Annotated in this window: 24 protein-coding genes; 12 read left to right on the top strand and 12 right to left on the bottom strand. The window is 69.9% G+C overall.

What is annotated here, in order from left to right:
- Window positions 1-7 precede the first annotated feature (7 nt).
- The 5 genes from AB0M62_RS19685 (at window position 8) to folE (ending at window position 5926) form a co-directional block, all read left to right on the top strand.
- The gene (locus AB0M62_RS19685; RefSeq protein WP_366075519.1) at window positions 8-1132 is read left to right on the top strand and encodes a zinc-dependent metalloprotease; all 1125 of its coding nucleotides are present in this window, start codon (window positions 8-10) and stop codon (window positions 1130-1132) included.
- A 176-nt stretch (window positions 1133-1308) separates the two neighbouring features.
- Entirely contained in the window at window positions 1309-2325 is a 1017-nt protein-coding gene (gene tilS, locus AB0M62_RS19680; protein ID WP_366075518.1) for a tRNA lysidine(34) synthetase TilS, read from the top strand.
- A 90-nt stretch (window positions 2326-2415) separates the two neighbouring features.
- Window positions 2416-2955 carry a hypoxanthine phosphoribosyltransferase gene (gene hpt, locus AB0M62_RS19675; protein WP_366075608.1) on the top strand — a complete coding sequence of 180 codons (540 nt, stop codon included), beginning with the start codon at window positions 2416-2418 and terminating at the stop codon, window positions 2953-2955.
- A gap of 185 nt (window positions 2956-3140) precedes the next feature.
- The gene (ftsH, locus tag AB0M62_RS19670; protein ID WP_366075516.1) at window positions 3141-5174 is read left to right on the top strand and encodes an ATP-dependent zinc metalloprotease FtsH; all 2034 of its coding nucleotides are present in this window, start codon (window positions 3141-3143) and stop codon (window positions 5172-5174) included.
- A 146-nt stretch (window positions 5175-5320) separates the two neighbouring features.
- Window positions 5321-5926 carry a GTP cyclohydrolase I FolE gene (gene folE / locus AB0M62_RS19665; RefSeq protein ID WP_366075515.1) on the top strand — a complete coding sequence of 202 codons (606 nt, stop codon included), beginning with the start codon at window positions 5321-5323 and terminating at the stop codon, window positions 5924-5926.
- An 11-nt stretch (window positions 5927-5937) separates the two neighbouring features.
- On the opposite strand, the gene AB0M62_RS19660 is transcribed toward folE, so the two are convergent.
- The 6 genes from AB0M62_RS19660 to AB0M62_RS19635 form a co-directional block, all read right to left on the bottom strand.
- Complete coding sequence (locus AB0M62_RS19660) at window positions 5938-6417, bottom strand: DUF3180 domain-containing protein (RefSeq protein ID WP_366075513.1); 480 nt, start codon at window positions 6415-6417, stop codon at window positions 5938-5940.
- An 86-nt stretch (window positions 6418-6503) separates the two neighbouring features.
- On the bottom strand, window positions 6504-7115 hold the full coding sequence (gene folK, locus AB0M62_RS19655) for a 2-amino-4-hydroxy-6-hydroxymethyldihydropteridine diphosphokinase (RefSeq protein ID WP_366075512.1): 612 nt from the start codon (window positions 7113-7115) through the stop codon (window positions 6504-6506).
- Entirely contained in the window at window positions 7112-7471 is a 360-nt protein-coding gene (folB, locus tag AB0M62_RS19650) for a dihydroneopterin aldolase (RefSeq protein WP_366075511.1), read from the bottom strand. Before folB ends, folK begins: the two co-directional genes overlap by 4 nt.
- A 190-nt stretch (window positions 7472-7661) precedes the next feature.
- Window positions 7662-8123, bottom strand: coding sequence for a nuclear transport factor 2 family protein (locus tag AB0M62_RS19645; protein WP_366075510.1), 462 nt, complete (start codon window positions 8121-8123; stop codon window positions 7662-7664).
- Window positions 8120-8983 (bottom strand): dihydropteroate synthase, encoded by an 864-nt coding sequence (gene folP / locus AB0M62_RS19640; RefSeq protein WP_366075509.1) that lies wholly within the window; start codon window positions 8981-8983, stop codon window positions 8120-8122. The genes AB0M62_RS19645 and folP overlap by 4 nt, the downstream gene beginning before the upstream one ends.
- A 67-nt stretch (window positions 8984-9050) precedes the next feature.
- Entirely contained in the window at window positions 9051-10898 is a 1848-nt protein-coding gene (locus AB0M62_RS19635) for a phosphatidylglycerol lysyltransferase domain-containing protein (RefSeq protein ID WP_366075508.1), read from the bottom strand.
- A gap of 136 nt (window positions 10899-11034) precedes the next feature.
- Between AB0M62_RS19635 and AB0M62_RS19630 the strand changes: the two genes are divergently transcribed.
- Window positions 11035-12144: an alpha/beta hydrolase-fold protein gene (locus AB0M62_RS19630; RefSeq protein WP_366075507.1), complete on the top strand. Its 1110-nt coding sequence runs from the start codon at window positions 11035-11037 to the stop codon at window positions 12142-12144.
- Here the strand turns inward: AB0M62_RS19630 and AB0M62_RS19625 are convergent.
- On the bottom strand, window positions 12134-13321 hold the full coding sequence (locus AB0M62_RS19625; protein ID WP_366075506.1) for a betaine/proline/choline family ABC transporter ATP-binding protein: 1188 nt from the start codon (window positions 13319-13321) through the stop codon (window positions 12134-12136). The genes AB0M62_RS19630 and AB0M62_RS19625 overlap by 11 nt on opposite strands.
- Before the next feature lie 143 nt (window positions 13322-13464).
- Between AB0M62_RS19625 and AB0M62_RS19620 the strand changes: the two genes are divergently transcribed.
- The 4 genes from AB0M62_RS19620 to AB0M62_RS19605 all read left to right on the top strand — a co-directional run bounded on the left by AB0M62_RS19620 (window position 13465) and on the right by AB0M62_RS19605 (window position 16978).
- On the top strand, window positions 13465-14157 hold the full coding sequence (locus tag AB0M62_RS19620) for an ABC transporter permease (protein ID WP_366075505.1): 693 nt from the start codon (window positions 13465-13467) through the stop codon (window positions 14155-14157).
- 3 nt (window positions 14158-14160) lie between these two features.
- Window positions 14161-14829, top strand: a complete 669-nt coding sequence (locus AB0M62_RS19615) for an ABC transporter permease (protein ID WP_366075504.1) — start codon at window positions 14161-14163, stop codon at window positions 14827-14829.
- A 51-nt stretch (window positions 14830-14880) separates the two neighbouring features.
- Window positions 14881-15858 (top strand): ABC transporter substrate-binding protein, encoded by a 978-nt coding sequence (locus tag AB0M62_RS19610; protein WP_366075503.1) that lies wholly within the window; start codon window positions 14881-14883, stop codon window positions 15856-15858.
- A 94-nt stretch (window positions 15859-15952) separates the two neighbouring features.
- The gene (locus tag AB0M62_RS19605) at window positions 15953-16978 is read left to right on the top strand and encodes a hypothetical protein (protein WP_366075502.1); all 1026 of its coding nucleotides are present in this window, start codon (window positions 15953-15955) and stop codon (window positions 16976-16978) included.
- A 245-nt stretch (window positions 16979-17223) separates the two neighbouring features.
- Here AB0M62_RS19605 and AB0M62_RS19600 read toward each other — a convergent pair whose 3' ends face one another.
- On the bottom strand, window positions 17224-18153 hold the full coding sequence (locus AB0M62_RS19600) for an endonuclease/exonuclease/phosphatase family protein (RefSeq protein ID WP_366075501.1): 930 nt from the start codon (window positions 18151-18153) through the stop codon (window positions 17224-17226).
- On the bottom strand, window positions 18150-19292 hold the full coding sequence (locus AB0M62_RS19595; RefSeq protein ID WP_366075500.1) for an NADH-quinone oxidoreductase subunit D: 1143 nt from the start codon (window positions 19290-19292) through the stop codon (window positions 18150-18152). The genes AB0M62_RS19600 and AB0M62_RS19595 overlap by 4 nt, the downstream gene beginning before the upstream one ends.
- 31 nt (window positions 19293-19323) lie before the next feature.
- On the opposite strand from AB0M62_RS19595, the gene AB0M62_RS19590 reads away from it, so the two are divergent.
- Window positions 19324-19824, top strand: a complete 501-nt coding sequence (locus AB0M62_RS19590) for a PH domain-containing protein (protein ID WP_366075499.1) — start codon at window positions 19324-19326, stop codon at window positions 19822-19824.
- A 17-nt stretch (window positions 19825-19841) separates the two neighbouring features.
- A complete protein-coding gene (locus AB0M62_RS19585; RefSeq protein WP_366075498.1) occupies window positions 19842-21173 on the top strand; it encodes a PH domain-containing protein in 1332 nt (443 codons plus the stop codon).
- A gap of 25 nt (window positions 21174-21198) precedes the next feature.
- On the opposite strand, the gene AB0M62_RS19580 is transcribed toward AB0M62_RS19585, so the two are convergent.
- From AB0M62_RS19580 to AB0M62_RS19570, 3 genes are all read right to left on the bottom strand, one after another.
- Window positions 21199-21798: a class F sortase gene (locus AB0M62_RS19580; protein ID WP_366075607.1), complete on the bottom strand. Its 600-nt coding sequence runs from the start codon at window positions 21796-21798 to the stop codon at window positions 21199-21201.
- A gap of 123 nt (window positions 21799-21921) precedes the next feature.
- The gene (locus AB0M62_RS19575; RefSeq protein ID WP_366075497.1) at window positions 21922-22410 is read right to left on the bottom strand and encodes a sortase; all 489 of its coding nucleotides are present in this window, start codon (window positions 22408-22410) and stop codon (window positions 21922-21924) included.
- Between the two features lie 297 nt (window positions 22411-22707).
- Entirely contained in the window at window positions 22708-23697 is a 990-nt protein-coding gene (locus AB0M62_RS19570) for an SAM-dependent methyltransferase (RefSeq protein WP_366075496.1), read from the bottom strand.
- Window positions 23698-23707: the final 10 nt, after the last annotated feature.

Genomic DNA, 23707 nt, shown 5'->3' with positions numbered 1-23707 from the left:
TTGACGCATGACGAGCATCGGTGGTGTGGAGATGGTCGACTGGAATCTTGCGGTGGCGACCGCGACCCGGCTGGTACGGCCGGGTCCGGAGGTGACCCGGGACGAGGCGCGTGCCGTCGTCGCCGAGCTGCGCAGGCACGCCAAAGCCTCGGAGGAGCACGTCCGTGCGTTCACCCGGATGATGCCCGAGGGTACCGAGGCGGAGGACACTCCCGTTCTCGTCGTGGACCGGGCGGGCTGGGTCAAGGCGAACGTCGCGGGCTTCCGCGAGCTGCTGCGGCCCCTTCTGGACAAGATGCAGGAGCGCCGGGGCAGCAGCCCCGGCGGCGCCGTACTGGGCGCGGTCGGCGGCAAGGTGACCGGCGTCGAGCTGGGCATGCTGCTGTCGTTCCTGGCCTCGCGCGTGCTGGGTCAGTACGAGACCTTCGCCCCCACCTCGCGCGACCTGCCCGGCTCCGAGCGCGGCGGCGGCCGGCTGCTGCTCGTCGCCCCGAACGTCGTGCACGTCGAGCGCGAGCTGGACGTCGACCCGCACGACTTTCGCCTCTGGGTGTGCCTGCACGAGGAGACCCACCGGACCCAGTTCACGGCGGTGCACTGGCTGCGCGACCACCTCGAGGGCGAAATCCAGTCATTTCTCGACCAGACCGAGGTCGACCCGATGACGATCCTCGAGCGGCTGCGGGAAGCGGCCCAGTCGCTGTCCGGGGCCCGCGACGAGGACGACGAGAACGGCCGGTCCATCGTCGAGCTGGTGCAGACCCCGGCCCAGCGGGAGATCCTGGGCCGGCTGACGGCCGTGATGTCTCTGCTGGAGGGGCACGCGGACTTTGTGATGGACGGGGTCGGACCGGACGTCGTGGCTTCCGTGGCGGAGATCCGGGAGAAGTTCCAGAAGCGCCGCGCCAGCGGAGCCAGCCGACTCGACCAGGCCCTCCGCAAGCTGCTTGGCCTGGACGCCAAGCTCCGCCAGTACCGGGACGGCGAACGCTTCGTGCGGGCTGTGGTGGAGGAGGTCGGCATGGACGGTTTCAACCGGGTCTGGACCTCGCCGAACACGCTGCCCACCAAGGCGGAAATCGCCAAACCGGCGGACTGGATCGCGAGGGTGCACCGTAAAGCAGAGGGGTGAGGGGGCGCTGCCGACGGCAGGAGAACGCCTCCCCAATCACCCATCCGAGGGACCGTGGGCGATGGATAGGCGTGCGATGCTCGGGGAACGGCTCGGCTCTGTCACCATCGACGCACTCTGAGTGACTGATCTGCCTCCCCGACGCTCCTCCTCAACTTCACCGAAGGGCACCGGACATGGGTCCCCATCCTGCGGTCGCGGCGATACGCCTGGCGGTCCGCCGCGTACTTCACGACGTACTCACCGACTACCAGCCGCACGAGCCAGGCGCGACGCCCCTCGTGCTCGTCGCATGCTCCGGCGGCGCCGATTCGATGGCGCTCGCCTCCGCTCTCGCCTTCGAAGCCCCGAAACTGTCCGTCCGCGCCGGCGGTGTCACTGTGGACCACGGCCTCCAGGCCGGCTCCGATCTGCGGGCCGCCGAGGTCGTCTCGCGCATGACCGCGCTGCGGCTGGACCCGGTCGAGTCGGTCGCCGTCACCGTCGGCCGCGACGGTGGCCCCGAAGCCGCCGCCCGCGACGCCCGGTACGCCGCCCTCGACGAGGCCGCGCAGCGCCTCGGCGCCGCCGCCGTGCTCCTCGGCCACACCCGTGACGACCAGGCCGAGACGGTCCTGCTGGGCCTCGCCCGCGGCTCAGGCATCCGCTCCCTGTCCGGCATGGCCTCGGTTTCCGGCGGCCCCGGCTCCGAGCGCCGCTACCGCCGCCCCTTCCTGGGTATCGACCGGCAGACGGCCCGCAAGGCCTGCATGGTCCAGTCGCTCCCCGTCTGGGACGACCCGCACAACGCCGACCCCGCGTACACCCGCTCCCGGCTGCGCCACGAGGGCCTGCCCGTGCTGGAGAAGGCGCTGGGCAAGGGCGTCATCGAGGCGCTCGCCCGCACCGCCCAGCTCTGCCGCGACGACGCCGACGCCCTGGACGCCTGGGCCGCCGACGCGGACGCCTCCGTACGCGACGGATCCGGGCAGCTCGACTGCGCGAAGCTCTTCGTCCTGCCGCCCGCCGTCCGCCGCCGCGTGCTGCGCCGGGCCGTCATCGCGGCCGGTTCACCCGCCGGCTCGCTCTTCGCCCGGCACATCGAGGAAGTGGATCGGCTGATCACCGGCTGGCGCGGGCAGGGAGCCATCAACCTCCCCGGCCGGGTGGAGGCACAGCGGCAGGGTGGCAGACTTGTCATTCGGCAGGGCTGACCCCCCGCCGTAAAGACAGGTCGGCCGGGGCGGCCGGCGCCGCAGGGCAGGGCGAACCCCAGGAAAGTGACGTACGTGGACGAGAAGGACATGGGCGCCGACCTCAAGTCGGTGCTCATCACCAAGGAAGAGATCGACGCGAAGCTTGCCGAGCTGGCTGCGAAGATCGATGCGGAGTACGCGGGCAAGGACCTGCTCATCGTCGGTGTGCTGAAGGGCGCCGTGATGGTGATGGCAGACCTGGGGCGTGCGCTGTCCACCCCCGTCACCATGGACTGGATGGCGGTGTCCTCGTACGGCGCGGGCACCCAGTCGTCCGGCGTGGTCCGGATCCTCAAGGACCTGGACACCGACATCAAGGGCAAGCACGTCCTGATCGTCGAGGACATCATCGACTCCGGTCTGACGCTGTCCTGGCTGCTGTCGAACCTCGGTTCGCGGGAGCCCGCCTCGCTCGAGGTCTGCACCCTGCTGCGCAAGCCGGACGCCGCGAAGGTCGCGATCGACGTGAAGTGGATCGGCTTCGACATTCCGAACGAGTTCGTGGTGGGCTACGGCCTGGACTATGCGGAGAAGTACCGGAATCTCCCGTTCGTGGGGACTCTCGAGCCGCACGTCTACGGCGGCTGAGGACCGGGCCCGCCGTTCGGGGAACCCTCACCCATTTCGCGCCGTTGGAGCAGGGGAAGGGGCCGTTGCCAGCCGCACCGTGCAGTCGCGGGTGACAATGCTGGGGTACCTTCCGAAGAACAGTCTTTTCTCACAGCAGCATTTACCTACGGGCAGGAGGGACGGGGCGACACCGCCCCGTATGGATGGACGTGAAGCGATACTTCCGTGGGCCGGTCATGTGGATCGTGCTGGCCGTCCTCGCCGTGGTCGTGTTGATGCAGGTTGTCGGCTCGTCCGGCGGCTACAAGACGGTGGACACCAGCAAGGTCATCCAGGCGATCAGCAAGAACCAGGTCGAGTCCGCCGAGCTGACGACCGGCGACTCCCAGATGATCAAGGTCGATCTCAAGGACGGCCAGAAGCTCGAAGGCGAGAAGTCCGGCGACAAGTTCCAGGCGAACTACATCGGCGACCAGGGCGCCGAGCTCGCCAAGGACCTCCAGGCCAGGTCCGAGGGTGGCCAGATCACCGACGGCTACTCGGTCAAGCCGGACAAGCAGAACCCGTTCCTCGGGATCCTGCTCTCGCTGCTGCCCTTCGTCCTCATCGTCGTGGTCTTCCTGTTCCTGATGAATCAGATGCAGGGCGGCGGCTCCCGGGTCATGAACTTCGGGAAGTCCAAGGCAAAGCTGATCACCAAGGACACTCCGAAGACGACGTTCGCCGATGTGGCGGGGTCTGACGAAGCGGTCGAAGAACTCCACGAGATCAAGGAGTTCCTCCAGGAGCCGGCGAAGTTCCAGGCCGTCGGAGCCAAGATTCCGAAGGGTGTGCTGCTGTACGGCCCGCCCGGTACGGGCAAGACGCTGCTGGCGCGCGCCGTGGCGGGCGAGGCCGGGGTCCCGTTCTACTCGATCTCCGGTTCCGACTTCGTCGAGATGTTCGTCGGTGTCGGTGCCTCCCGGGTCCGCGACCTCTTCGAGCAGGCCAAGGCGAACGCTCCGGCGATCGTCTTCGTCGATGAGATCGACGCCGTCGGCCGGCACCGTGGTGCGGGTCTCGGCGGTGGCCACGACGAGCGTGAGCAGACTCTCAACCAGCTGCTCGTCGAGATGGACGGCTTCGACGTGAAGGGCGGCGTCATCCTGATCGCCGCCACCAACCGGCCCGACATCCTCGACCCCGCGCTGCTGCGCCCGGGCCGTTTCGACCGGCAGATCGCCGTCGACCGTCCGGACATGCAGGGCCGGCTTGAGATCCTCAAGGTCCACCAGAAGGGCAAGCCGGTCGCCCCGGACGTCGATCTGGGCGCTGTCGCCCGGCGTACGCCCGGCTTCACCGGAGCGGACCTGTCGAACGTGCTGAACGAAGCCGCGCTGCTCACCGCGCGCAGCGACAAGAAGCTGATCGACAACCACTCCCTGGACGAGGCCATCGACCGCGTCGTGGCGGGCCCGCAGAAGCGGACCCGGATCATGTCCGACAAGGAGAAGAAGATCACCGCGTACCACGAGGGCGGACACGCCCTGGTCGCGGCGGCTTCGCCCAACTCCGACCCGGTCCACAAGATCACGATCCTGTCCCGCGGCCGGGCGCTCGGCTACACCATGGTGCTGCCGGACGAGGACAAGTACTCCACCACGCGCAACGAGATGCTCGACCAGCTCGCGTACATGCTGGGCGGGCGCGCAGCCGAGGAGCTCGTCTTCCACGACCCGACCACGGGTGCGGCGAACGACATCGAGAAGGCCACTGCCACGGCTCGCGCGATGGTCACGCAGTACGGCATGACCGAGCGGCTGGGTGCGATCAAGTTCGGCGGTGACAACACCGAGCCGTTCCTGGGCCGCGAGATGTCCCACCCGCGCGACTACTCGGAAGAGGTCGCGGCGCTGGTCGACGAAGAGGTCAAGAAGCTCATCGAGGCGGCGCACAACGAGGCCTGGGAGATCCTCGTCGAGAACCGCGACGTTCTCGACAACCTGGTCCTCGCGCTGCTGGAGAAGGAAACGCTGAACAAGGAGGAGATCGCCGAGGTCTTCTCGACGATCGTGAAGCGCCCGGCCCGCCCGGCGTGGACCGGCTCTTCCCGGCGTACACCCTCCACCCGGCCGCCGGTGCTGTCCCCGAAGGAACTCTCGCTGACCAATGGCGCGAACGGCGCCACGCCCGCGGTGACAGCCGCTCCGGCGGAAAAGGTCATCGAGGTGGTCCCCGAGGAGCGTCCCGAGAGCTGAACCGGGATCTGATCACGCAGGGCCCCCGGGCCCCGCACCCCGGAATGAATGCCGCGCCCCCCAGGTTTTAACCTGGGGGGCGCGGCATTTTTCGGGCGCTCCCCTTTTCGTACTGCCGCAGGCGAAAGCACAGGAACGAGGCACAGATGACCGACCCGGTGACGTTGGACGGCGAAGGCACGATCGGCGAGTTCGACGAGAAGCGGGCCGAGAATGCTGTACGCGAGCTCCTCATCGCCGTCGGGGAGGACCCGGACCGTGAAGGCCTGCGGGAGACGCCGGGGCGGGTTGCCCGGGCGTACAAGGAGATATTCGGCGGGCTGTGGCAGAAGCCCGAGGACGTACTGACCACGACGTTCGACCTCGGTCACGACGAACTGGTGCTGGTCCGCGACATCGAGGTGTTCTCGACCTGTGAGCACCACCTCGTGCCGTTCCGCGGCGTGGCCCACGTCGGCTACATCCCGGCCATCAGCGGCAAGATCACCGGCCTCTCCAAGCTGGCCCGGCTCGTGGACGTCTTCGCCCGCCGGCCGCAGGTGCAGGAGCGGCTCACCACGCAGGTCGCCGACTCGCTGATGGAGATTCTGGAGCCGCGCGGCGTCATCGTGGTCATCGAGTGCGAGCACATGTGCATGTCGATGCGCGGGATCCGCAAGCCGGGCGCGAAGACCATCACCTCGGCGGTTCGCGGTCAGCTGCGCGACGCGGCCACCCGTAATGAGGCGATGAGCCTGATCATGGCCCGCTGATCACCGGGCGCCTACGCCGGCGCCATGGTGTCGTCCTCGTCCTCCGGGAGTTTGCAGACCCGCTCCAGGAACATCGCCGCGGCGACGACCCCGGCGCCGGCCAGGACCGCCAGGCCCGCGTAGATGGCCTGGTCGCGAAGCGCGGGTACGTCGAGGCCGTCGAGCAGGAGGAACAGGCCTGTCCCGCCGTACATCCCGCAGACCAGCGCGGCGACCAGAGCACTCGCCTGGCCGAAGACCACCGCTCGGGCGGCCATCAGCGGCTCGACGCCCTTCGCGCCGGGGCGACGCTCGCGCTGCGCCTTCAGTCGCGCGCGCAGCGAGAGTGCCGTCGCGAGCAGCACGGCGGCGATCACCGCCAGCACGATGGGGGCCGCGAGCGGGATGCTGGGCGGGTCGCCGAGCGAGTGCCACAGGCGGGCGCCCGCCCAGGACAGCACTCCGGCCACGACGAAGAGTCCGGCCAATACACCGAGCCGTAGTTGCTTCACTGACGCTGCCTCGCGATGTCGTGTCGGGCAGGCCCGCCCGCCTGCTTTTCAGCTCCTGTTGGAGCCGCAGCCCCACAGGCTAACGACTACTCGGGCAGGCGGAGTTCCAGATCGGCGCGCGGCGCGACACCGTCCCGGCCGAGTCCGGCCAGCAGGTCACCGACCGGTCCCTGGCCCGGCAGGGCAGCCTCCGGTTCCACGTCGTGCCACGGGGCGAGGACGAAGGCGCGCTGGTGGGCGCGCGGGTGGGGCAGGGTGAGCAGCGGATCGTCGGAGACCACGTCGGCGTAGGCGACGATGTCGACGTCGATCGTGCGCGGACCCCAGCGCTCCTCGCGCACCCGGTCGAAGGCCTCCTCGATGGCCTGACCGCGCTCCAGGAGAGAGCCGGGCGGCAGGGTGGTCTTCACGACAACCACCGCGTTGAAGTACGACGGCTGGGACTCGGGGTCCACACCCCACGGCTCCGTCTCGTACACCGGGGAGACCGCTTTGACCCGCAGGCCGGGCGTGTCCTCCAGGGCGTCGATCGCTCCCTGGAGCGTCTCCAGGCGGTTGCCCAGATTGGCGCCGAGAGCGATCACGGCCCGTTTCGGGTTGGAGAGGGTCACATCGGCAGCGTCCACCTGCTCCACCACGGAGGCAGGCACCGGCTGGACGGTCGGGTCGCTCTGCCCCTCGGTGGAAAACGCAGTCATACTCGGCTCCGGGTGATGGTGACGGTCACATCGTCGAACGGCACGGTGATCGGGGCATCGGGCTTGTGCACGACCACCTCGACCTCCACCACGCCCTCGTGCTTGAGGCACTGCTGGGCGATCCGCTCCGCGAGAGTCTCGATCAGGTCGACCGGTTCGCCCTGGACGACGTCGACGACTTCCTCGGCCACCACGCCGTAGTGCACGGTCTTCGCCAGGTCGTCGTCGGCCGCCGCGGGGCGGGTGTCGAGGCCGAGCACCAGATCCACGATGAAGGTCTGACCTTCCTCGCGCTCCCGGGGGAAGACGCCATGGTGCCCGCGGGCCTTGAGGCCGCGCAGCGCGACACGATCCACGCGAATCACTCCTGCTTTCGTAGTTCACACGGGTGGGCGCCGAGTGCGGCCGGCGCACCGCCCTTATTCGAATCTACCTGCGCGCACGGACAGTCCTTGCCCGTGGGGGCCGTGGACAGGTGCGTGGCGGAGCAGGTAGTCGCCCATACCCCGGGCCCCGGAAGCCGGCCCTCGAAAGGCCCCTACCCACTTACGAGGGAGCTTCGTCGTCCTCTTCCTCATCGGATTCGGCGAGTACGGGAGAGCCGTGGTGTGACCAGACCTTCCATCCGTCCGGTGTGCGGCGAAACACATTCGTCGCGACGACCAGCTGCCCAACGAGCGGACCCAGCTCGCCCGCCTCCTCGGCGGGGCCGCCGCTGAGGATGTTCTCCGTACACGTCACCAGAGCGGTGTCGCCGGCGACGGAGACTTTGGTGTCGGTCAGGAAGAACTGGATGTAGTCGGTGTTCGCCATGATCAGCGCGTATGAGCGGAGCACCTCGCCCCGCCCGGAGAGCACCGGCCAGCCCGGGTGGACGCAGGAGATCTCGGAGTCGTCGTCGTTCAGCCAGAGGTCGGAGAGCTCGTCGAAGTCCCCTCGCTCCATGGCCTCGTAGAAGGCGGTGTTGGCGCGTTCGATCTGTTCGGCGTCGGTACGGGGACGGTTCACCGGGCGGCGCCCTCGACGGCCCGCGCCACACGGACGGCGTCCGCCGTCGCCCGTACCTCGTGCACGCGGACTGCCCAGGCGCCCGCGTGCGCGGCGAGGGCGGAGACGGCGGCGGTGGCCGCGTCGCGCTCCCGGGCGGGCGGCGGAGAGCCGTTCTCCCCGGCCAGTACGCGGCCGAGGAACCGTTTGCGGGAGGCGGCCACCAGCAGCGGGCGGCCCAGCCCGAGGAGCTCGTCGAGGTGCGCGACCAGGGCGAGGTCGTGCCCGGCGTCCTTGGCGAAGCCGAGGCCCGGGTCGATGACGATCCGCTCGGGGGCGATGCCGCCGTCGACCACGGCGTCCATACGGGTCCGGAGTTCCGCGGTGACTTCGGCCACCACATCGCCGTACACGGCGCGGCTGTTCATGTCCTGGCTGAAGCCGCGCCAGTGCATGAGGACGAAGGGGACGCCGGCCGCGGCGACCGCCGGGATCATCGCGGGATCGGCAAGGCCGCCGCTGACGTCGTTGACCAGGACCGCGCCGGCGGAGACGGCCTGCTCGGCGACGGAGGCGCGCATGGTGTCCACCGAGACGGTGACGCCATCGGAGGCGAGCCCGCGGACGACGGGGATGACGCGGCGCAGTTCCTCGTCCTCATCGACCCGGGAGGCGCCGGGGCGGGTGGACTCACCGCCCACGTCCACCAGATCGGCGCCCTCGGACACCAGTTCCAGGCCGTGTTTGACCGCCGAAGTGGTGTCGAACCAGCGGCCGCCGTCGGAGAAGGAGTCGGGCGTCACATTGACGACCCCCATCACCGCACAGCGGTCCCACTGCGGCAGCCCCTCGACCCGGCCGCGCCCGCGCAACGTACTCATGCCTCCAGACTAGGGGGTGTCCTGGTGGCCGAACCTGACTCGCTGATCCACCGGGGCCCCCGGCGCACTACGCCGCGCGCATCTCCCGTTCGCCACTCACCGGCGGCGTCAGATGCGCGCAGGCGCGGAGCTGTGCGGCGGGGCGGCGGCGGGCGAACGGGCGGGGGAGCGCCAGCGTGACGAATCCCTCCGCCTGCATCGCGGCGAAGCCGATGCGCGGCAGGTCACGGGTGGAACGGAACACCACGAAGCGGGGCTCCCAGCGGGGGCGGAATTTCGCGTTGAACTTGTACAGCGACTCGATCTGGAACCAGCGCGAGAGGAAGACCAGCAGTCCGCGCCAGCCGCGCAGGACAGGTCCCGCGCCCAGTTTCTCGCCGCGGGCGAGAGCCGAGCGGAACATCGCGAAGTTGAGCGACACCTTGTCGACGCCGAGCCCGGGGGCGGCCTGGAGGGCGGCGACGATCAGGAGTTCGTTCATCCCCGGGTCGGCGGCGCGGTCGCGGCGCATCAGGTCGAGCGACATGCCGTCCGGGCCCCACGGGACGAAATGGAGGACAGCTTTCAGGTCTCCGTACGGGCCGGGCTCGCCGGCGTCCTCGTCCGCCTTGTGGGCGGTGGCGATCACACAGTCGCCGTCGTCCGGATCGCCGATCCGGCCGAGCGCCATCGAGAACCCGCGCTCGGTGTCGGTGCCGCGCCAGTCGGCGGCGGCGTTCCGGATGCGCTCCAGCTCGGCGGCGGAGAGGTCACGGACGCGCCGGACCCGCGTTTCGTAACCGTTGCGCTCGATGCGTTTGACCATCTGGCGTACGTTCCGCATGGCCCGGCCGGACAGGGAGAAATCCCGCACGTCCACCACCGCTTCGTCGCCGAGTTCCAGCGCGTCCAGACCGGTCTCGCGCGTCCACACCTCGCCGCCCGTCTCACTGCAGCCCATCACAGCAGGGGTCCACGAGTGTGCCTTGGCTTCGTCCATGAACCGCTCGATCGCGCCGGGCCACGCCTCGACGTCGCCGATCGGGTCACCGGACGCCAGCATCACTCCGGAGACGACGCGGTAGGTGACCGCGGCTTTGCCGCTGGGGGAAAAGATCACGCCCTTGTCACGGCGGAGTGCGAAGTGGCCCAGCGAGTCCCGGCCGCCGTGCCGCTCCAGCAGTTCACGCAGCCGGTGTTCGTCGTCGGCGGTCAGCCGGGCGGCCGGGTGTTCGGGACGGAAGGCCAGGTAGATCGTGGTGATGGCGGTGAGCAGGCCCAGTGCCCCGAGCGAGTAGCCGACGGTCCAGGAGACCTGGCCCGCGTAGTCGATGGGGCCCTCGAAGCCGAACAGGCCGTACATCACGTGCTCGAGCTCGTCGGCGAGGCTGGGGTCGCCCAGCATCCGGCGCGGATGGGAGTTGACGATCACCAGGCCGAGGCCGATGGATCCGGCGCCCAGGACGACGAAGTTGGCGACGGCCTTCCAGCGGCTGCGGGGATCCGGCAGCGCCGCGAACTCGCCGCGGTGGCGCAGCAGTAGCGCGAGGAGCGCGAGCGATATGACTACGCCGATGACGGAGTGACGGTACGTGAACTGCGCCACGGCTCCGGCCGGCAGCAGCACCACGGCGGCGCGCCAGGCACGGCGCTTGCGGCGCTTGAGTCCGTGCGCGAGGAGCAGCAGCAGTACGCCCGCACTGAGGGCCAGCGCCGCCGCGAAGGGCCCGAGCGTACCGGGCAGGACCTCCGCCACCGCGTGCATCCGGCTGTGCCGGAAGCGGGGGAAGACCCCGGCCGCTATGTCGAGCAGGCCCACGAGCATGCAGGCCGTGCCGACCAGGGCGGGGACGGATTCCGGGCGCGGGCCGCTGAGGACGCGGCGTACCCGATTCGGAACCAGTCCGGACTTAACGCCATCTATCCTGACAGACATCGCTTCCCAGAGCTCCGCAAGAGATCCTGTGTCCGAACGTCGCATCCGGACGATTTGCGCCCACTAGGACGGCAGTCAGGGGGAGCGGGTTCACTCGCTCTCAGGAAAAACTCATCCAGAAGGTCTTGAACTGCTCATGGGTCTCACCAGTAACAAGGTTCTGGGGCTGGCCGTTTTGGTGGCTGTGCTGCTGTTCGTCGCCACGGTGTGGTGCTGGCCGCGGCTCGCGAGTAGCGGTTGGCGCGCCGTGCTCGGCCGCGTCGGCCTGCTGCTCGCGGCGCAGCTCGCGCTCTTCTCCGCGGTGGGCCTCGCCGCCAACAAGTCGTTCCTCTTCTACGGTTCCTGGGCCGACCTCCTCGGACAGGAAACCGAGTTGGGGGTGGTCGAGAACCACTCCGCCGGAGCCAAGGACGTCAAGGTGGTCGGGACGCAGAAGCTGGATGTCCCGGGCGGCTCCGACCCGGCGGTCGGCGGCCAGATCCAGAAGGTGGTGATCGAGGGGGAGCGGTCGAGAATCGTCGGCGCGGCGTACGTCTATCTGCCGCCGGAGTACTTCCAGCCGGAGCACCGCAAGGAGAACTTCCCCGCCGCTGTGGTGCTCACCGGATACCCCGGCACCGCGGAGAACCTGATCAAAGGACTCAAGTACCCTCAGACTGCGCACAAGCAGGCCAAGGCGGGCAGGATGAAGCCGATGATCCTGGTGATGCTGCGTCCGACGGTCGCGCCGCCGCGGGACACCGAGTGCGTGGACATACCGGGCGGACCGCAGACTGAGACCTTCTTCGCCAAGGACCTGCCGAAGGCGGTCTCCGGGTACTACCGCGTCGGTACCAAGCCGGAGAACTGGGGCTTCATCGGCAACTCGACCGGTGGCTACTGCGCGTTGAAGCTCGCCCTGCACCACCCGGACACCTTCGCCGCCGGCGCGGGACTGTCCGCGTATTACAAGGCCGCCGAAGACCCGACGACGGGCGACCTCTTCCACGGCGACAACAAGTTGCGACAGCGAGCCGATGTGTTGTGGAGCCTGGACCACCTGCCCCCCGCCAACACCTCCTTCCTGGTGACGAGCAGCAAGGAGGGCGAGGGCAACCTCAAGGACACCCTGAAGTTCATCGACAAGGTGAAGGCCCCCGGGCGGGTCTCGTCGATCATGCTCGACAGCGGCGGCCACAATTTCAACACCTGGCGGCGCGAGATCCCGCCCGCACTGGAGTGGCTCAGCGGCCGGATTACCGCCTGATCCCGCCGGTCAGGGGGTGCCCGGCCGTTTCCACCGCAACCTGCTCGCGCGGCACGTCCTGCGCGTCGGCGGCGGTGGAGCGGCGCAGCGCCTCGTGCAGCCTGGCGGGGGTGAGGACACCCAGGAACCGGCCGGCACTGCCCTCGTCGATGACCGCGATCCATCCGGCGTCGTGCTGGAGCATGGTGGCGAAGGCCTGCTTGAGCGAGGCCCCGACCGGCAGCCAGGCCTCCATCCGGCGGGCGTGCTCGCGTACGGGGCCGGTGGCGGACGCCGCCCGATCCGCCGAGATCCACCCGTGCAGGTTGTCGTCCCCGTCCAGGACCACGGCCCAGCGCGCATGCTCGGCGGCCAACTTGGCAGCCACCCGGCCGACCGGGTCGTCGAGGTGGACCACGGGCGGCTGTTCCAGGTCGCCCTGCTCGATCGGAGTCACCGAGAGCCGCTTGAGGCCACGGTCCGCGCCGACGAAATCCGCCACGTACGGGGTGGCGGGTGCACCCAGTACGGCGGCCGGCGGATCGAACTGCTCGATCCTGCCCTGCCCGTAAACGGCGATGCGGTCGCCGAGGCGGACCGCTTCCTCGATGTCGTGGGTGACGAAGAGGACGGTCTTGCGGACGGCCTTCTGGAGCGCGAGAAATTCGTTCTGCAGATGCTCACGGACGACCGGGTCGACGGCCCCGAACGGCTCGTCCATCAGCAGTACGGGCGGATCGGCCGCCAGCGCCCTCGCCACCCCTACGCGCTGGCGCTGGCCGCCTGAAAGCTGCTCGGGGTAGCGGTCGCCGTAGACCGAGGGGTCCAGCCCCACCAGGTCGAGCAGTTCGGCGGCTCGCTCGCGCCCCTTGGCGCGCTGCCAGCCGAGGAGGTGGGGGACGGTCGCGGTGTTCTCCAGGACCGTCTTGTGCGGGAACAGACCGACCTGCTGGATGACATAGCCGATACGGCGGCGGAGACGGACCGGGTCGGTGGCGGATATGTCCGCACCGTCGAGGAGTATCCGGCCCTCGGACGGCTCGATCAGCCGGTTCACCATCTTCATGGTGGTCGTCTTGCCGCAGCCCGACGGTCCGACGAACGTGACGAGTTCACCCTCGGCGACCTCGAAGGAAAGGTCGTCGACGGCGATTGTTCCGTCGTCGTACCGCTTGGTGACGTGCTCGAACCGGATCATGGTTCCCCATTGTCGCCGAGGACGGCCAAGGTTTTGTGAAGGCCGTGTTGCTGGAATGAAAGGGCTCTCGGCGATTGTCAGTGGCCGGGGATAGGGTCGCCGACAAGTGCTCATACGTGCGTTCGGGACGGGGGTGGGACGGAATGGCCGAGCAGAACTGCCTGGTGACGAACGACTGGATCTGCTGGGAGTACGTCCGTTCCCGGGGGCAGGAGCTGACGGACGCGACCGTGCAGCATGTCTGGATCACGGTGGTTTCGGTGCTGATAGGACTGGCGGTGGCATTCCCGCTGGCTTTGCTGGCGCGGCGCAGCCGGAGGCTCGCCGGCACGGTCCTGGGACTGACGACCGTGCTCTACACGATTCCCTCACTGGCCATGTTCTCGCTGCTGCTGCCGGTTTTCGGACTCTCGGCCGCGCTCGTGATCACCGGCCTGGTGCTCTATTCACTGACCATTCTCGTGCGGAACATCCTGGCCGGGCTGGAGGCGGTGCCCGCCGAGGCCCGGGAGGCCGCCGAGGGCATGGGGTACGGCGCTGGCCGGCTGCTGTGGGAGGTCGAACTCCCCTTGGCGCTCCCCGCGTTGCTGGCTGGCATCCGGATCGCCACGGTGTCGACGGTCGCGCTCACGACGGTCGGGGCGATTGTCGACAAGGGCGGTCTGGGCAATCTCATCGAGGGTGCGCTGCCGAGCTTCTTCAAGGCGCAGATACTCGCCGCCTCCGTGCTGTGTGTGCTGCTGGCGGTCGTCGCGGACCTGCTGCTCCTCGGGCTCCAGCGGCTGCTGACGCCCTGGACCCGAATACGCACACCTCGCTCGGCGAAGGTGGGCTGAGCGATGGGTGTCATGGCCGACGCGTGGTCCTGGCTGGCCACTGGCAGTCACTGGTCCGGTGAGGGCGGGGTCTGGAACCGGCTCGGAGAGCATGTGTACGTCAGCGGGGTGGCCCTCGCTCTCGCCTGCGTGATCGCGTTGCCGGTCGCGCTGTACCTCGGGCACATCGGCAAGGGAGGTGCGCTCGCGGTCAACATCTCCAACGTCGGGCGGGCGATACCCGTCTTCGCGGTGCTCGCCCTGTTCATGGTCTCGCCGCTGCGCGGCGCCGGGTATGTGCCGACGATCACCGCGCTGGTGTTGTTCGCCGTGCCGCCGCTGCTGACGAACACGTATGTGGGGATGCGAGAGGTGGACCGCGCGGTGGTGGAGGCTGCCCGGGGGATGGGGATGTCGGGCCGCCAGCTCTTCGTACGCGTCGAACTCCCCCTCGCCCGGCCGATGCTCATGACCGGGCTCCGGTCCGCGTCGGTCCAGGTCGTGGCCACCGCGACGATCGCCGCCATGGTCGGCCAGGGCGGGCTGGGCCGGATCATCACTGCGGGCTTCAACACGTACAACACCCCGCAGGTGGTCGCGGGCGCCCTGCTCGTCGCGCTGCTCGCCCTCCTTGTCGAGGGCGTGCTCGTAGCGGTGAACCGGCTGTTCGGCCCCTTGCGGAGGACCGTATGACGACTGTGCTCAACTCTTGCTGTTCAACCTGTGCTGTGGACGGAGAACCTCATGAGCAAGACCTCGCGCATAGCGGGTGCGGTACTGGGCGTGGCAGCTCTGGCGGGCTCCCTCGCCGCATGCGGCGGTGACAGCCTGGAGAAGGAGAAGGGCGGCGACAGCGCGTCCGCCGGGTCGGGCAAGAAGGGCGCGCTGGTCATCGGCGCGGCCGGCTTCACCGAGTCCCAGGTCCTCGCCGAGCTGTACGCCCAGATCCTCAAGGACGCGGGCTACGGCACGTCCGTCACCACGGTGAAGAACCGCGAGCTGTACGAACCCGCGCTGGAGAAGGGCGAGATCGACGTCGTACCGGAATACGCCGCGACGCTCGCCGAATTCCTCAACGCCAAGGTGAACGGCCCCAAGGCGCCGGAGGAGAAGCCGGTCGCGTCCAGCGACGCCGCCGCCACCGTCGCCGCGCTGGAGAAGCTCGGCTCTCCGCTCGGACTCAAAACCCTGCCCGCCGGCGAGGCCGTCGATCAGAACGCCTTCGCGGTGACCAAGGAATTCGCCGAGAAGAACAAGCTCAAGACGCTTTCCGATCTGGGCAGGTCCAAGCTGAAGGTGAAGATCGCGGCGGGTGACGAATGCGAAATCCGTCCGTTCTGCGCACCGGGGCTGAAGAAGACATACGGTATCGACGTCGCCGGTATCGACCCCAAGGGCGTCGGCACTCCGCAGGCGAAGCAGGCGGTCAAGGACGGTGAGGACCAGCTGGTCCTGACCACCACCACCGACGCGACTCTGGAGAGCTTCGGGCTGGTCCTCCTGGAGGACGACAAGAAGCTGCAGAACGCGGACAACGTTCTGCCGGTGCTGAATGCCAAGGACGCCGGAGCGCCCGAGATAGCGGAGGTGCTGGGCAAGCTGACGAAGACGCTGACGACTCAGGATCTGGTCGAACTGAACCGCAAGGTGGACGCGGAGCGGGCCAAGCCGGCCGAGGTGGCGAAGGCCTATCTGGAGTCGAAGGGTCTGTTGAAGAAGTAATCACGACGCGGAGCGGCGCGTAGCAGGTAACTCCCGGGAAACAGATTGCCGGGCAGGGCCCCACGCGCCGTCTACGCACGGTAAATTTCAGGCCATGCCACGTGGACGCCACCGCCATTCCCCACCCCTGCACAGGCTCCTCACGCCGTCGACGGTCGCCGGTGTGTCTCTCGCCTGCGCCGCCGTTGCCTGGCTGGTTGCGGAACCGGTGGCGCTCCGCCTCCTGGTCGCCGCCGCGGCAGCCACGGCCGTCGTCGGCTCCGCCCTCATGCGAAGTTGGGACCGCGTCGCCGGCCGCAAGGTCGCGGAGCTCACCCGTGCCCGGGCGGCCGACGAGTGGAAGACCGAGGAACGAATAGCCGAGCTCGAGGCCGACCTCGAGGAATCCCGCGAGCTGCGCACCCGCCTGGACGCGAAACTGCGCGCCAAGCGCGTGGAATTGGCGGGGCTGCGCGGTGAGCACGCCGAACTGCTGCGCCGGTACGCCACGGCCGAGACCGAGCGCGCCAGCGCGCTGGAAGGCCGTCGGCTGCTCGCCATCGAAGCCGCGTCCCCGGCGAAGGAACTCCCCGCCGCCTCCGACGACCGCACTGCGAGCGGAGCGCCGACTCCGGCCGCTTACGTCCGCGCGGCCGACGCGCTGCGGCACTTGACCCGCAACGCGGCCGCGCAGGAGGCGCGCCGCACGGTGGAAGAGGCCCGCCGCCGCGATCTCGCGGAGCGCCGGCGGGAGGTGGAAGAGCCGCAGGGGAAGCACGCGGCGGTCGCCGGCGCCGAGCACGCACGGCCGTCGTCCGCCCTCCCCGCACGCCGCCCGGTCCCGGCCGCCGCGGCGATCGTCCCGTACGCTCCGGCCCGCCGCTCCGCCTCGCGCGTCGAAGGCGGCTTCGACTTCTTCGGTACGAAGGCGGGTGCGAAGGCCATCGAGGCCGTCCAGAACGAGGACCTCGCCGATGTGGTGGGTGCGGAGGCCCTGGCCGCGCACAAGGCCGAGGCGGGCGCCGGCGAGTTCAAGGCGCTCCCGCCCGCGAACCGCATGGTGGGCCAGGTCATCGACCTCACCGCACACGACGAGACGGAACAGATCGACGTGGCCCGGCTGCGCAGCGCGATCTCCTGACCGCTGAGGCTGAGGCTGAAGCTGAAGTTGAAGCCGGTGCCGTTGGCGAGGCGGAAGCCGGCCGCGGTGACGGGACCTGACCTCGGACGCTCATGCCGGTAGGGCATGGCGGGGGAGCGCCCCGGCGAGCCGCATGGCGAGGAAGCGGGATTGTGTGCCGGGCACGCCGGGAGCGCGGATCGTGAGGCGGGCGTGGGCGGTCGATGACACCCACGGCCAACTGCTCATCGTCGCCGTTTTCTGATTCAGAGCCTGACACGGGCGGCGACCGGCAGGTGGTCGCTACCCGTCCGGGGCAGCGACCACAGGCTGGTGACCGTCGCCGCTCGCGTCATGACGTGGTCGATCCTGGCCACCGGGAAGGACGCCGGCCAGCTGAAGGCGAACCCCTGGCCCGCTGTGGTCATCTGTGACGCGACCGGTGACAGCCCCCGGTCGTCCACCGTGCTGTTGAGGTCCCCCAGCAGGAGCACCCGGTCCAGCGGCTCCGCTGCGACGGCCGCGCCCAGCAGGCCGGCGCTCTCGTCCCGCCAGTCGGAGCCGAAGCCGCTCAACCCGACGCGTACGGACGGAAGATGCGCGACGTACACGGCGATCTCGCCGTGCCCCGCGGTTCGTACGGTGGATCGCAGGCCGCGGTTCCATTCGGTATCCGCTCCGATCCCCTTCGGCCTGATGTCGACCGGGCGGCTGTCCGTCAGCGGGTGCTTCGACCAGAGGCCGACGCTGCCCTCGACCACGTGGTGGGGATAGGCGGGCGCGAGAGACTTCTCGTAGGCCGGCAGCGCGGCGGGCGTCAGCTCCTCCAGCGCGATGAGATCCGGCCGGGCCTCGGCCAGGGTTCTCGCCGTACCCGCCGGGTCGGCGTTCTCGTCGCTGACGTTGTGCTGGACCGCCGTGATGTCCCGTGGCCCGCGGTTCTCGGGCAGCAGCAGCCCGCCGAATAGGTTGACCCAGGCAGCGGTGGGGAGGAGCAGGGCCAGTAGGGCGACGGCCGAGCGGCGCAGCAGAGCAAGGGCCAGCAGGACCGGGACCGCGAGGCCGAGCCAGGGCAGGAAAACCTCCAGCAGGCTGCCGAGGTTGCCCACGGCGTTGGGCACCTGGGCATGGAACACCAGCAGGGCGGCGACCAGTACGGCCAGTGACGCGAGCACCCGCCCGGCCGGGGCCGTCACTTGTCGATGTCGCCGACGACGAAGAAGAGCGAGCCCAGGATCGCCACCATGTCCGCGACCAGCGTGCCGGGCAGGAGTTCCGTCAGCGCCTGGATGTTGTTGTACGACGCGGAGCGGAGCTTGAGGCGGTACGGGGTCTTCTCGCCCTTCGACACCAGGTAATAGCCGTTGATGCCGAGCGGATTCTCGGTCCAGGCGTAGGTGGCGCCCTCGGGGGCCTTCAGTACCTTCGGCAGCCGCTGGTTGATCGGGCCGGGCGGCAGCTCGTCCATCCGGTCGAGGCACGCGTCCGCGAGGGCCAGCGCGTTGTGCGTCTGGTCCAGCAGGCACTCGAAGCGGGCCAGGCAGTCGCCCTCGGTGCGGGTGACGACCTTGAGGGTGTCCTGAAGATCCGGGTAGGCCAGGTACGGCTCGTCGCGGCGCAGGTCGAAGTCGACGCCCGAGGCGCGGGCGATCGGGCCGCTGACGCCGTACGCGTGGACCGTCTCGGCGGAGAGGACGCCCACTCCACGGGTCCGGCCGCGGAAGATCTCGTTGCCGAGGACGAGGTCGTCGTACACGCCCATGCGGGAACGGACCTCGGCGACCGCGTCGCGGGCGCGGCCGAGCCAGCCCGCCGGAAGGTCCTCCTTGAGGCCGCCGACCCGGTTGAACATGTAGTGCATCCGGCCGCCGGAGACCTCCTCCATGATGTGCTGGAGGTCCTCCCGTTCCCGGAACGCGTAGAAGATCGGGGTGATTCCGCCCAGTTCGAGCGGATACGAGCCGAGGAACATCAGGTGGTTCAACACCCGGTTCAGCTCTGCGAGCAGCGTGCGTGTCCAGACCGCGCGCTCGGGGACCTCCATGCCGAGCATGCGCTCGACCGCCATCACCACGCCGAGCTCGTTGGAGAAGGCGGACAGCCAGTCGTGCCGGTTCGCGAGCATCACGATCTGCCGGTAGTCGCGCGCCTCGAAGAGCTTCTCCGCACCACGGTGCATATAGCCGATGACCGGCTCCGCGTGCTCGATCCGCTCTCCGTCGAGTACGAGGCGGAGGCGCAGCACACCGTGGGTGGATGGGTGCTGGGGCCCGATGTTGAGCACCATGTCGGTGCTCTCCGCGGCGCCGCCGATGCCGACCGTGGTCTCCGTCATACGCACATTCTCTCAGCCCTACGCTGGGAGCATGGAAACGGGGACGGCAGTACCGGAGTCGGAAGAGGCGGGACCGCGCTGGAGCGGGCTGCCCGGAGGGCTGCTCCGCATGCGGCGGCTGCTGCTCGTGGGGTGGCTCGGGGTGATCGCCGTCGCGGCCGGGACCCTGCTCGGGGTCTTCGTCGGCCCGGGCTGGGCGGTCTTCGCGCTGCTGCCGCTCGCGCTCCTGGGGTGGGGCTGGGTGATGCTCGGGCGCAACTGGCGGTCCTGGCGGTACGCCGAGCGCGCCGATGACCTGCTGATCAGCCGGGGCGTGCTGTGGCGGGAGGAGACGGTCGTCCCGTACGGGCGCATGCAGCTCGTCGAGGTGACGTCGGGGCCGCTGGAGCGCCGCTTCGGGCTGTCCAGCGTCCAGCTCCACACGGCCGCCGCGGCGACGGACGCGCGGATTCCCGGACTGCTGCCCGAGGAGGCGGCCCGGCTGCGCGACCGGCTCACGGAGCTGGGCGAAGCCAGGTCGGCGGGACTGTGAGCGCCGGGACCGGAACGGTGGATGAACCCGGGCGCGGAGAGGTGGGCGGGCCGGAGCGCGCGGGCGAGCGGCGGCTGCATCCGGTCACGCCGCTGCGCCGGGCCTGGGCGCCGATAGCGGTCGTCGCCGGTATCGCCTTCCACGACCTCCGCCAGGCACAGCACTGGGTCGAGGGACTGACGGTCGGAACCGGCCTGCTGATCGTCGGCATCGCGATACCGGCGGCCGGCCTCTACGGCTTTCTCACCTGGTGGGTCACCCACTTCGCGGTCACCGACACGGAACTGCGGATCAGAACCGGTCTGCTCTTCCGGCGCACCGCCCACATCCGGCTCGACCGGCTGCAGGCCGTCGACGTGACCCAGCCCCTGCTGGCGCGCTTCGTCGGCGTGGCCAAGCTCAAGCTCGACGTCATCGGTACGAACGACAAGGACGAGCTGGCCTACCTCGGCGAGAAGGAGGCACGCGCGCTACGGGCCGAACTTCTGGCCCGGGCGGCGGGATTCGCACCCGAGGACGCGGCGGAGGTCGGCGAGGCGCCGGTCCGGGAACTGGTCCGCGTACAGCCGAGGATCCTTGCCGTGTCGCTGCTGCTGACCGGAGGGACGTGGGGTGCGCTGTTCGCGGCGCTCGTCGTTCCGCCGGTCGTCTGGTGGCTCAGCGGCAGTCCGTGGGTGGCGATCGCGACGGCCCTGCCGTTCCTCGGCGGCATGTGGGCGGCCAGCGCCGGGCGCTTCATCGGCGAGTACGACTGGACCGTCGCGGAATCCCCCGACGGACTGCGCCTGGACCACGGCCTGCTCGACCGTGCGCACGAGACGGTGCCGCCTGGCAGGGTCCAGACCGTGCGGATCGTGGAACCGCTGCTGTGGCGGCGGCGCGGCTGGGTGCGGGTGGAGCTGGATGTCGCGGGGTCCTCGAACAACGTCCTGCTCCCGGTCGCGGAGCGGGCCGTCGCCGAGCGCGTCATCGCCAGGGTCCTGCCGGGGGTCGATCTGGGAGCCCTCGCCTTCTCGCCCTCGCCGGGACGGGCGGCGCGGTGGTGCGTCCCGCTGTGGTGGAAGGGGTACGGGCTGGCTGCCGACGCGACGGTGTTCGCGGCCCGGCACGGGCGGGTGTGCCGGCGTGTCGAGGTGGTCCCGCACGCGAAGGTGCAGAGCGTGCGGCTGACCCAGGGCCCCTGGGAACGCCGGCGCGGCCTCGCGGACGTCCACGTGGACACCGGGGCGAACAAGACGGTGACGGCGCGACTGCGCGAGGCGGGGGAAGCGGCGGCGCTGCTGGCGGAACAGGCGGACCGTTCCCGCACGGGCCGGGCGGAGGCCCGCCCCGACCGGTGGATGGCGTAGGGGGCTCAAGAAGAGCGCGGGCAGGTTATTCCACCGCGTCCAGCGTCGCGTAGACCACGACGTTGCCCTGGTAGCCGGTGTCCTTGGAATAGTCGCCGCCGCATGTGATCACCCGTAGCTCCGGCAGTTCGGAGCTGCCGTAGACCTTCTCGTCCGGGAATTCCTTCTTGTCGTAGAGCTCCACGGCGTAGACGGCGAACACGGCCGTGCGCCCGTCCTGCCGGCTGATCTCGATGGTGTCGCCCTTGGTCAGGGCGCCGAGTCGGTGGAAGACGCCAGGTCCGGTGCGGGTGTCCACGTGCCCGGTCGTGACGGCCGTCCCCGCCGAGCCTGGAGCCGTGCCGCCGCCGTACCAGCCGGCGAGGCCGCCCGCCTCGGCGGGCGGAGGCCGTAGTGCCCCGGCGGCGTCGAGGCCCAGTCTTGTCATGGGGGCGTCCACGCCGATGGCGGGGACCCGAAGCCGGACCGGATCCGACGGGGGCAGCGGGCGGAGGCCGGGGAGGGTGGCCGAGGCGGTGGTGCTGGGGGCGGGCCGTTCAGAGGTGGTGAGGGCCTGGGCAGCCGCGGGCTGCGGTGGCTCGTCGTCGCGTGCCCCGTTGGTCACCAGCAAGGTACCCGCCACCATCGCGCAGGCCAGAAGCCTGAGCGATGGGGTGTACGGGGGAGGGGCAGCGCTGGTCCGGTGCCCGTTGTCGTGCCCCTGCCCGTTGTCCATGGCGGTTGAGCCTCTTGTGGCGGGAGCCGGCGGTCAGGTCCGGACACCGCTCGGGCGGCGGCGCATCCTGACCACACCTCCGGCCGCGGCTGCGGCGAGCAGCGCACCGCCCAGGGCGATCTGCGTGCCCTGGTCATCGGCGACCCCGAAACCGGCGTCGACCGCGCCGCTCGGGCGGTCGGTGACCTGGTACGTATCCGTGACCTTGATCCGCGGGGGGCACTTCAAGGTGACTGTGTCGCTGCCGGCCCGGACCCCTTCCGGGAGCTTGAACTCACCGGTGAGCACACCCTTGCGGTCGCCTTCGAAGAGGTGGAATGCCCCTCCCGCGTCGGACTGCCCCTTGCCGTAGCTCACTTCCGGGCCGCAGGCCGTGGTACTGACGGTGACCGTGGAGCCCGGAGAGGCGTTGCGCGGGTGGATGTGGATGTCCGAGTCGCCGACGGCGGCAGCGGCCTGTACCGACAGACCAAGGGCGCCGAGAACCAAGCCGGTACAGGTGACAACACGTGCCTTACGCATGAAGATCCTCCAACGGAGCAGTGTCCGGCCTGTCTGCGCGGCGCCTCTGCTGTGCTCCAGTTTCGAGGCAACCGACAGTCCGTCACATTCGCAACATGACGTATCGGCACAGGTATCACCCAGGCAGCGCAGGGGCTGCGCTCGCTTGATCGTTTACGCAGGTCACCGGAGCGGGGACCGTCGGGGTGGAGGAATTCCGCAAGGACGGCGAACGGGCTAGGGATTGTCCCCCTGGCCAGGCCGGAACGGGCGGGCCCGAACCTCGCTAACTGATCCGGCCCGGCCGAAGGACACGCTTCAGCCGCCAAGCGGCGAGGTGATGCCCACCGGCTGGAGCAGCCAGCCGAAGTCCCCCAGGCCTCCCCTGGCCGTCAGTTCAGCCGCCTCGCCCGCGGCCGCCAGGGCACGTAGGTACGCGGCCGGCTCCGTCCGCGCCTGCGACAGGGGCGGACGGGCAGCCGAGATGCCCAGGGCCTGCAACGCCTCCCGCTGCGTCAGCAGAATCGCGTCCGGACCGGCGCACGCGTCCAGGGCGACATGCGCGGTGATGTCGCACATGGCGTCCGGCACCGGCTTCACCTCGCGCCCCTCACGGAAGCCGGTCAGCGTGCCGAACGGCGGGCGCGCCTCCCGCGTATGGGCGTAGTCGACGGCGACCGTCAGGCCACGCTCCACCGAGCCCACCACCTCGGCCCACGCCTCGTCCCGTGGCAGGCCGATCTCCGCACGCAGGCCCGGGACCGGGGGCAGTGGCCACCACCTCGTCAGCCAGGCGTGGTCCTGCCCGGACACCGGGTCGCCCAGTTTCTCCGTACCGTCCGGTCCGACCAGGACGTACCGGGCGATACCATCCTCGCCCACCTCCGCCACGTCCACCGGGACGTTGTCCAGCCACTCGTTCGCGAAGAGCAGCCCGGTGATTCCGGTCGGCGGCTCCTCCAGCCACGTAATGCCGGGGTCCAGTTCCGCCGGGCGGCTCGGGGTCCGCTCGACCGCGTAGGGCCGGATCCGTTCCCGTACTGCCGGATCCAGTGCCGCCAGTACACCCGTCAGCAGTTCGCCCCGGCCCGCGCCCATGTCCACCAGGTACAGGTCCGCCGGGTGCTCGAGCGCGGCGTCGACCCTGGTCAGAAGCTGGGCGACCGCCCACGCATACAGCGGCGAGGCATGCACCGAGGTACGGAAGTGGCCGGCGGGACCGGGCCCGTCAGCGCGCCGGTAGAAGCCGTCCGGACCGTACAGGGCGGACTCCGCCGCCTCTCGCCACCCTCGCCATTCGCTTGTCACAAGGCCAAGG

Origin of the sequence: Streptomyces sp. NPDC051219 (assembly GCF_040682335.1) — a bacterium.
GTDB lineage: Bacteria > Actinomycetota > Actinomycetes > Streptomycetales > Streptomycetaceae > Streptomyces.
The sequence above is the reverse complement of the archived record's forward strand: the minus strand, read 5'-3'. Positions and strand labels throughout refer to the sequence as shown.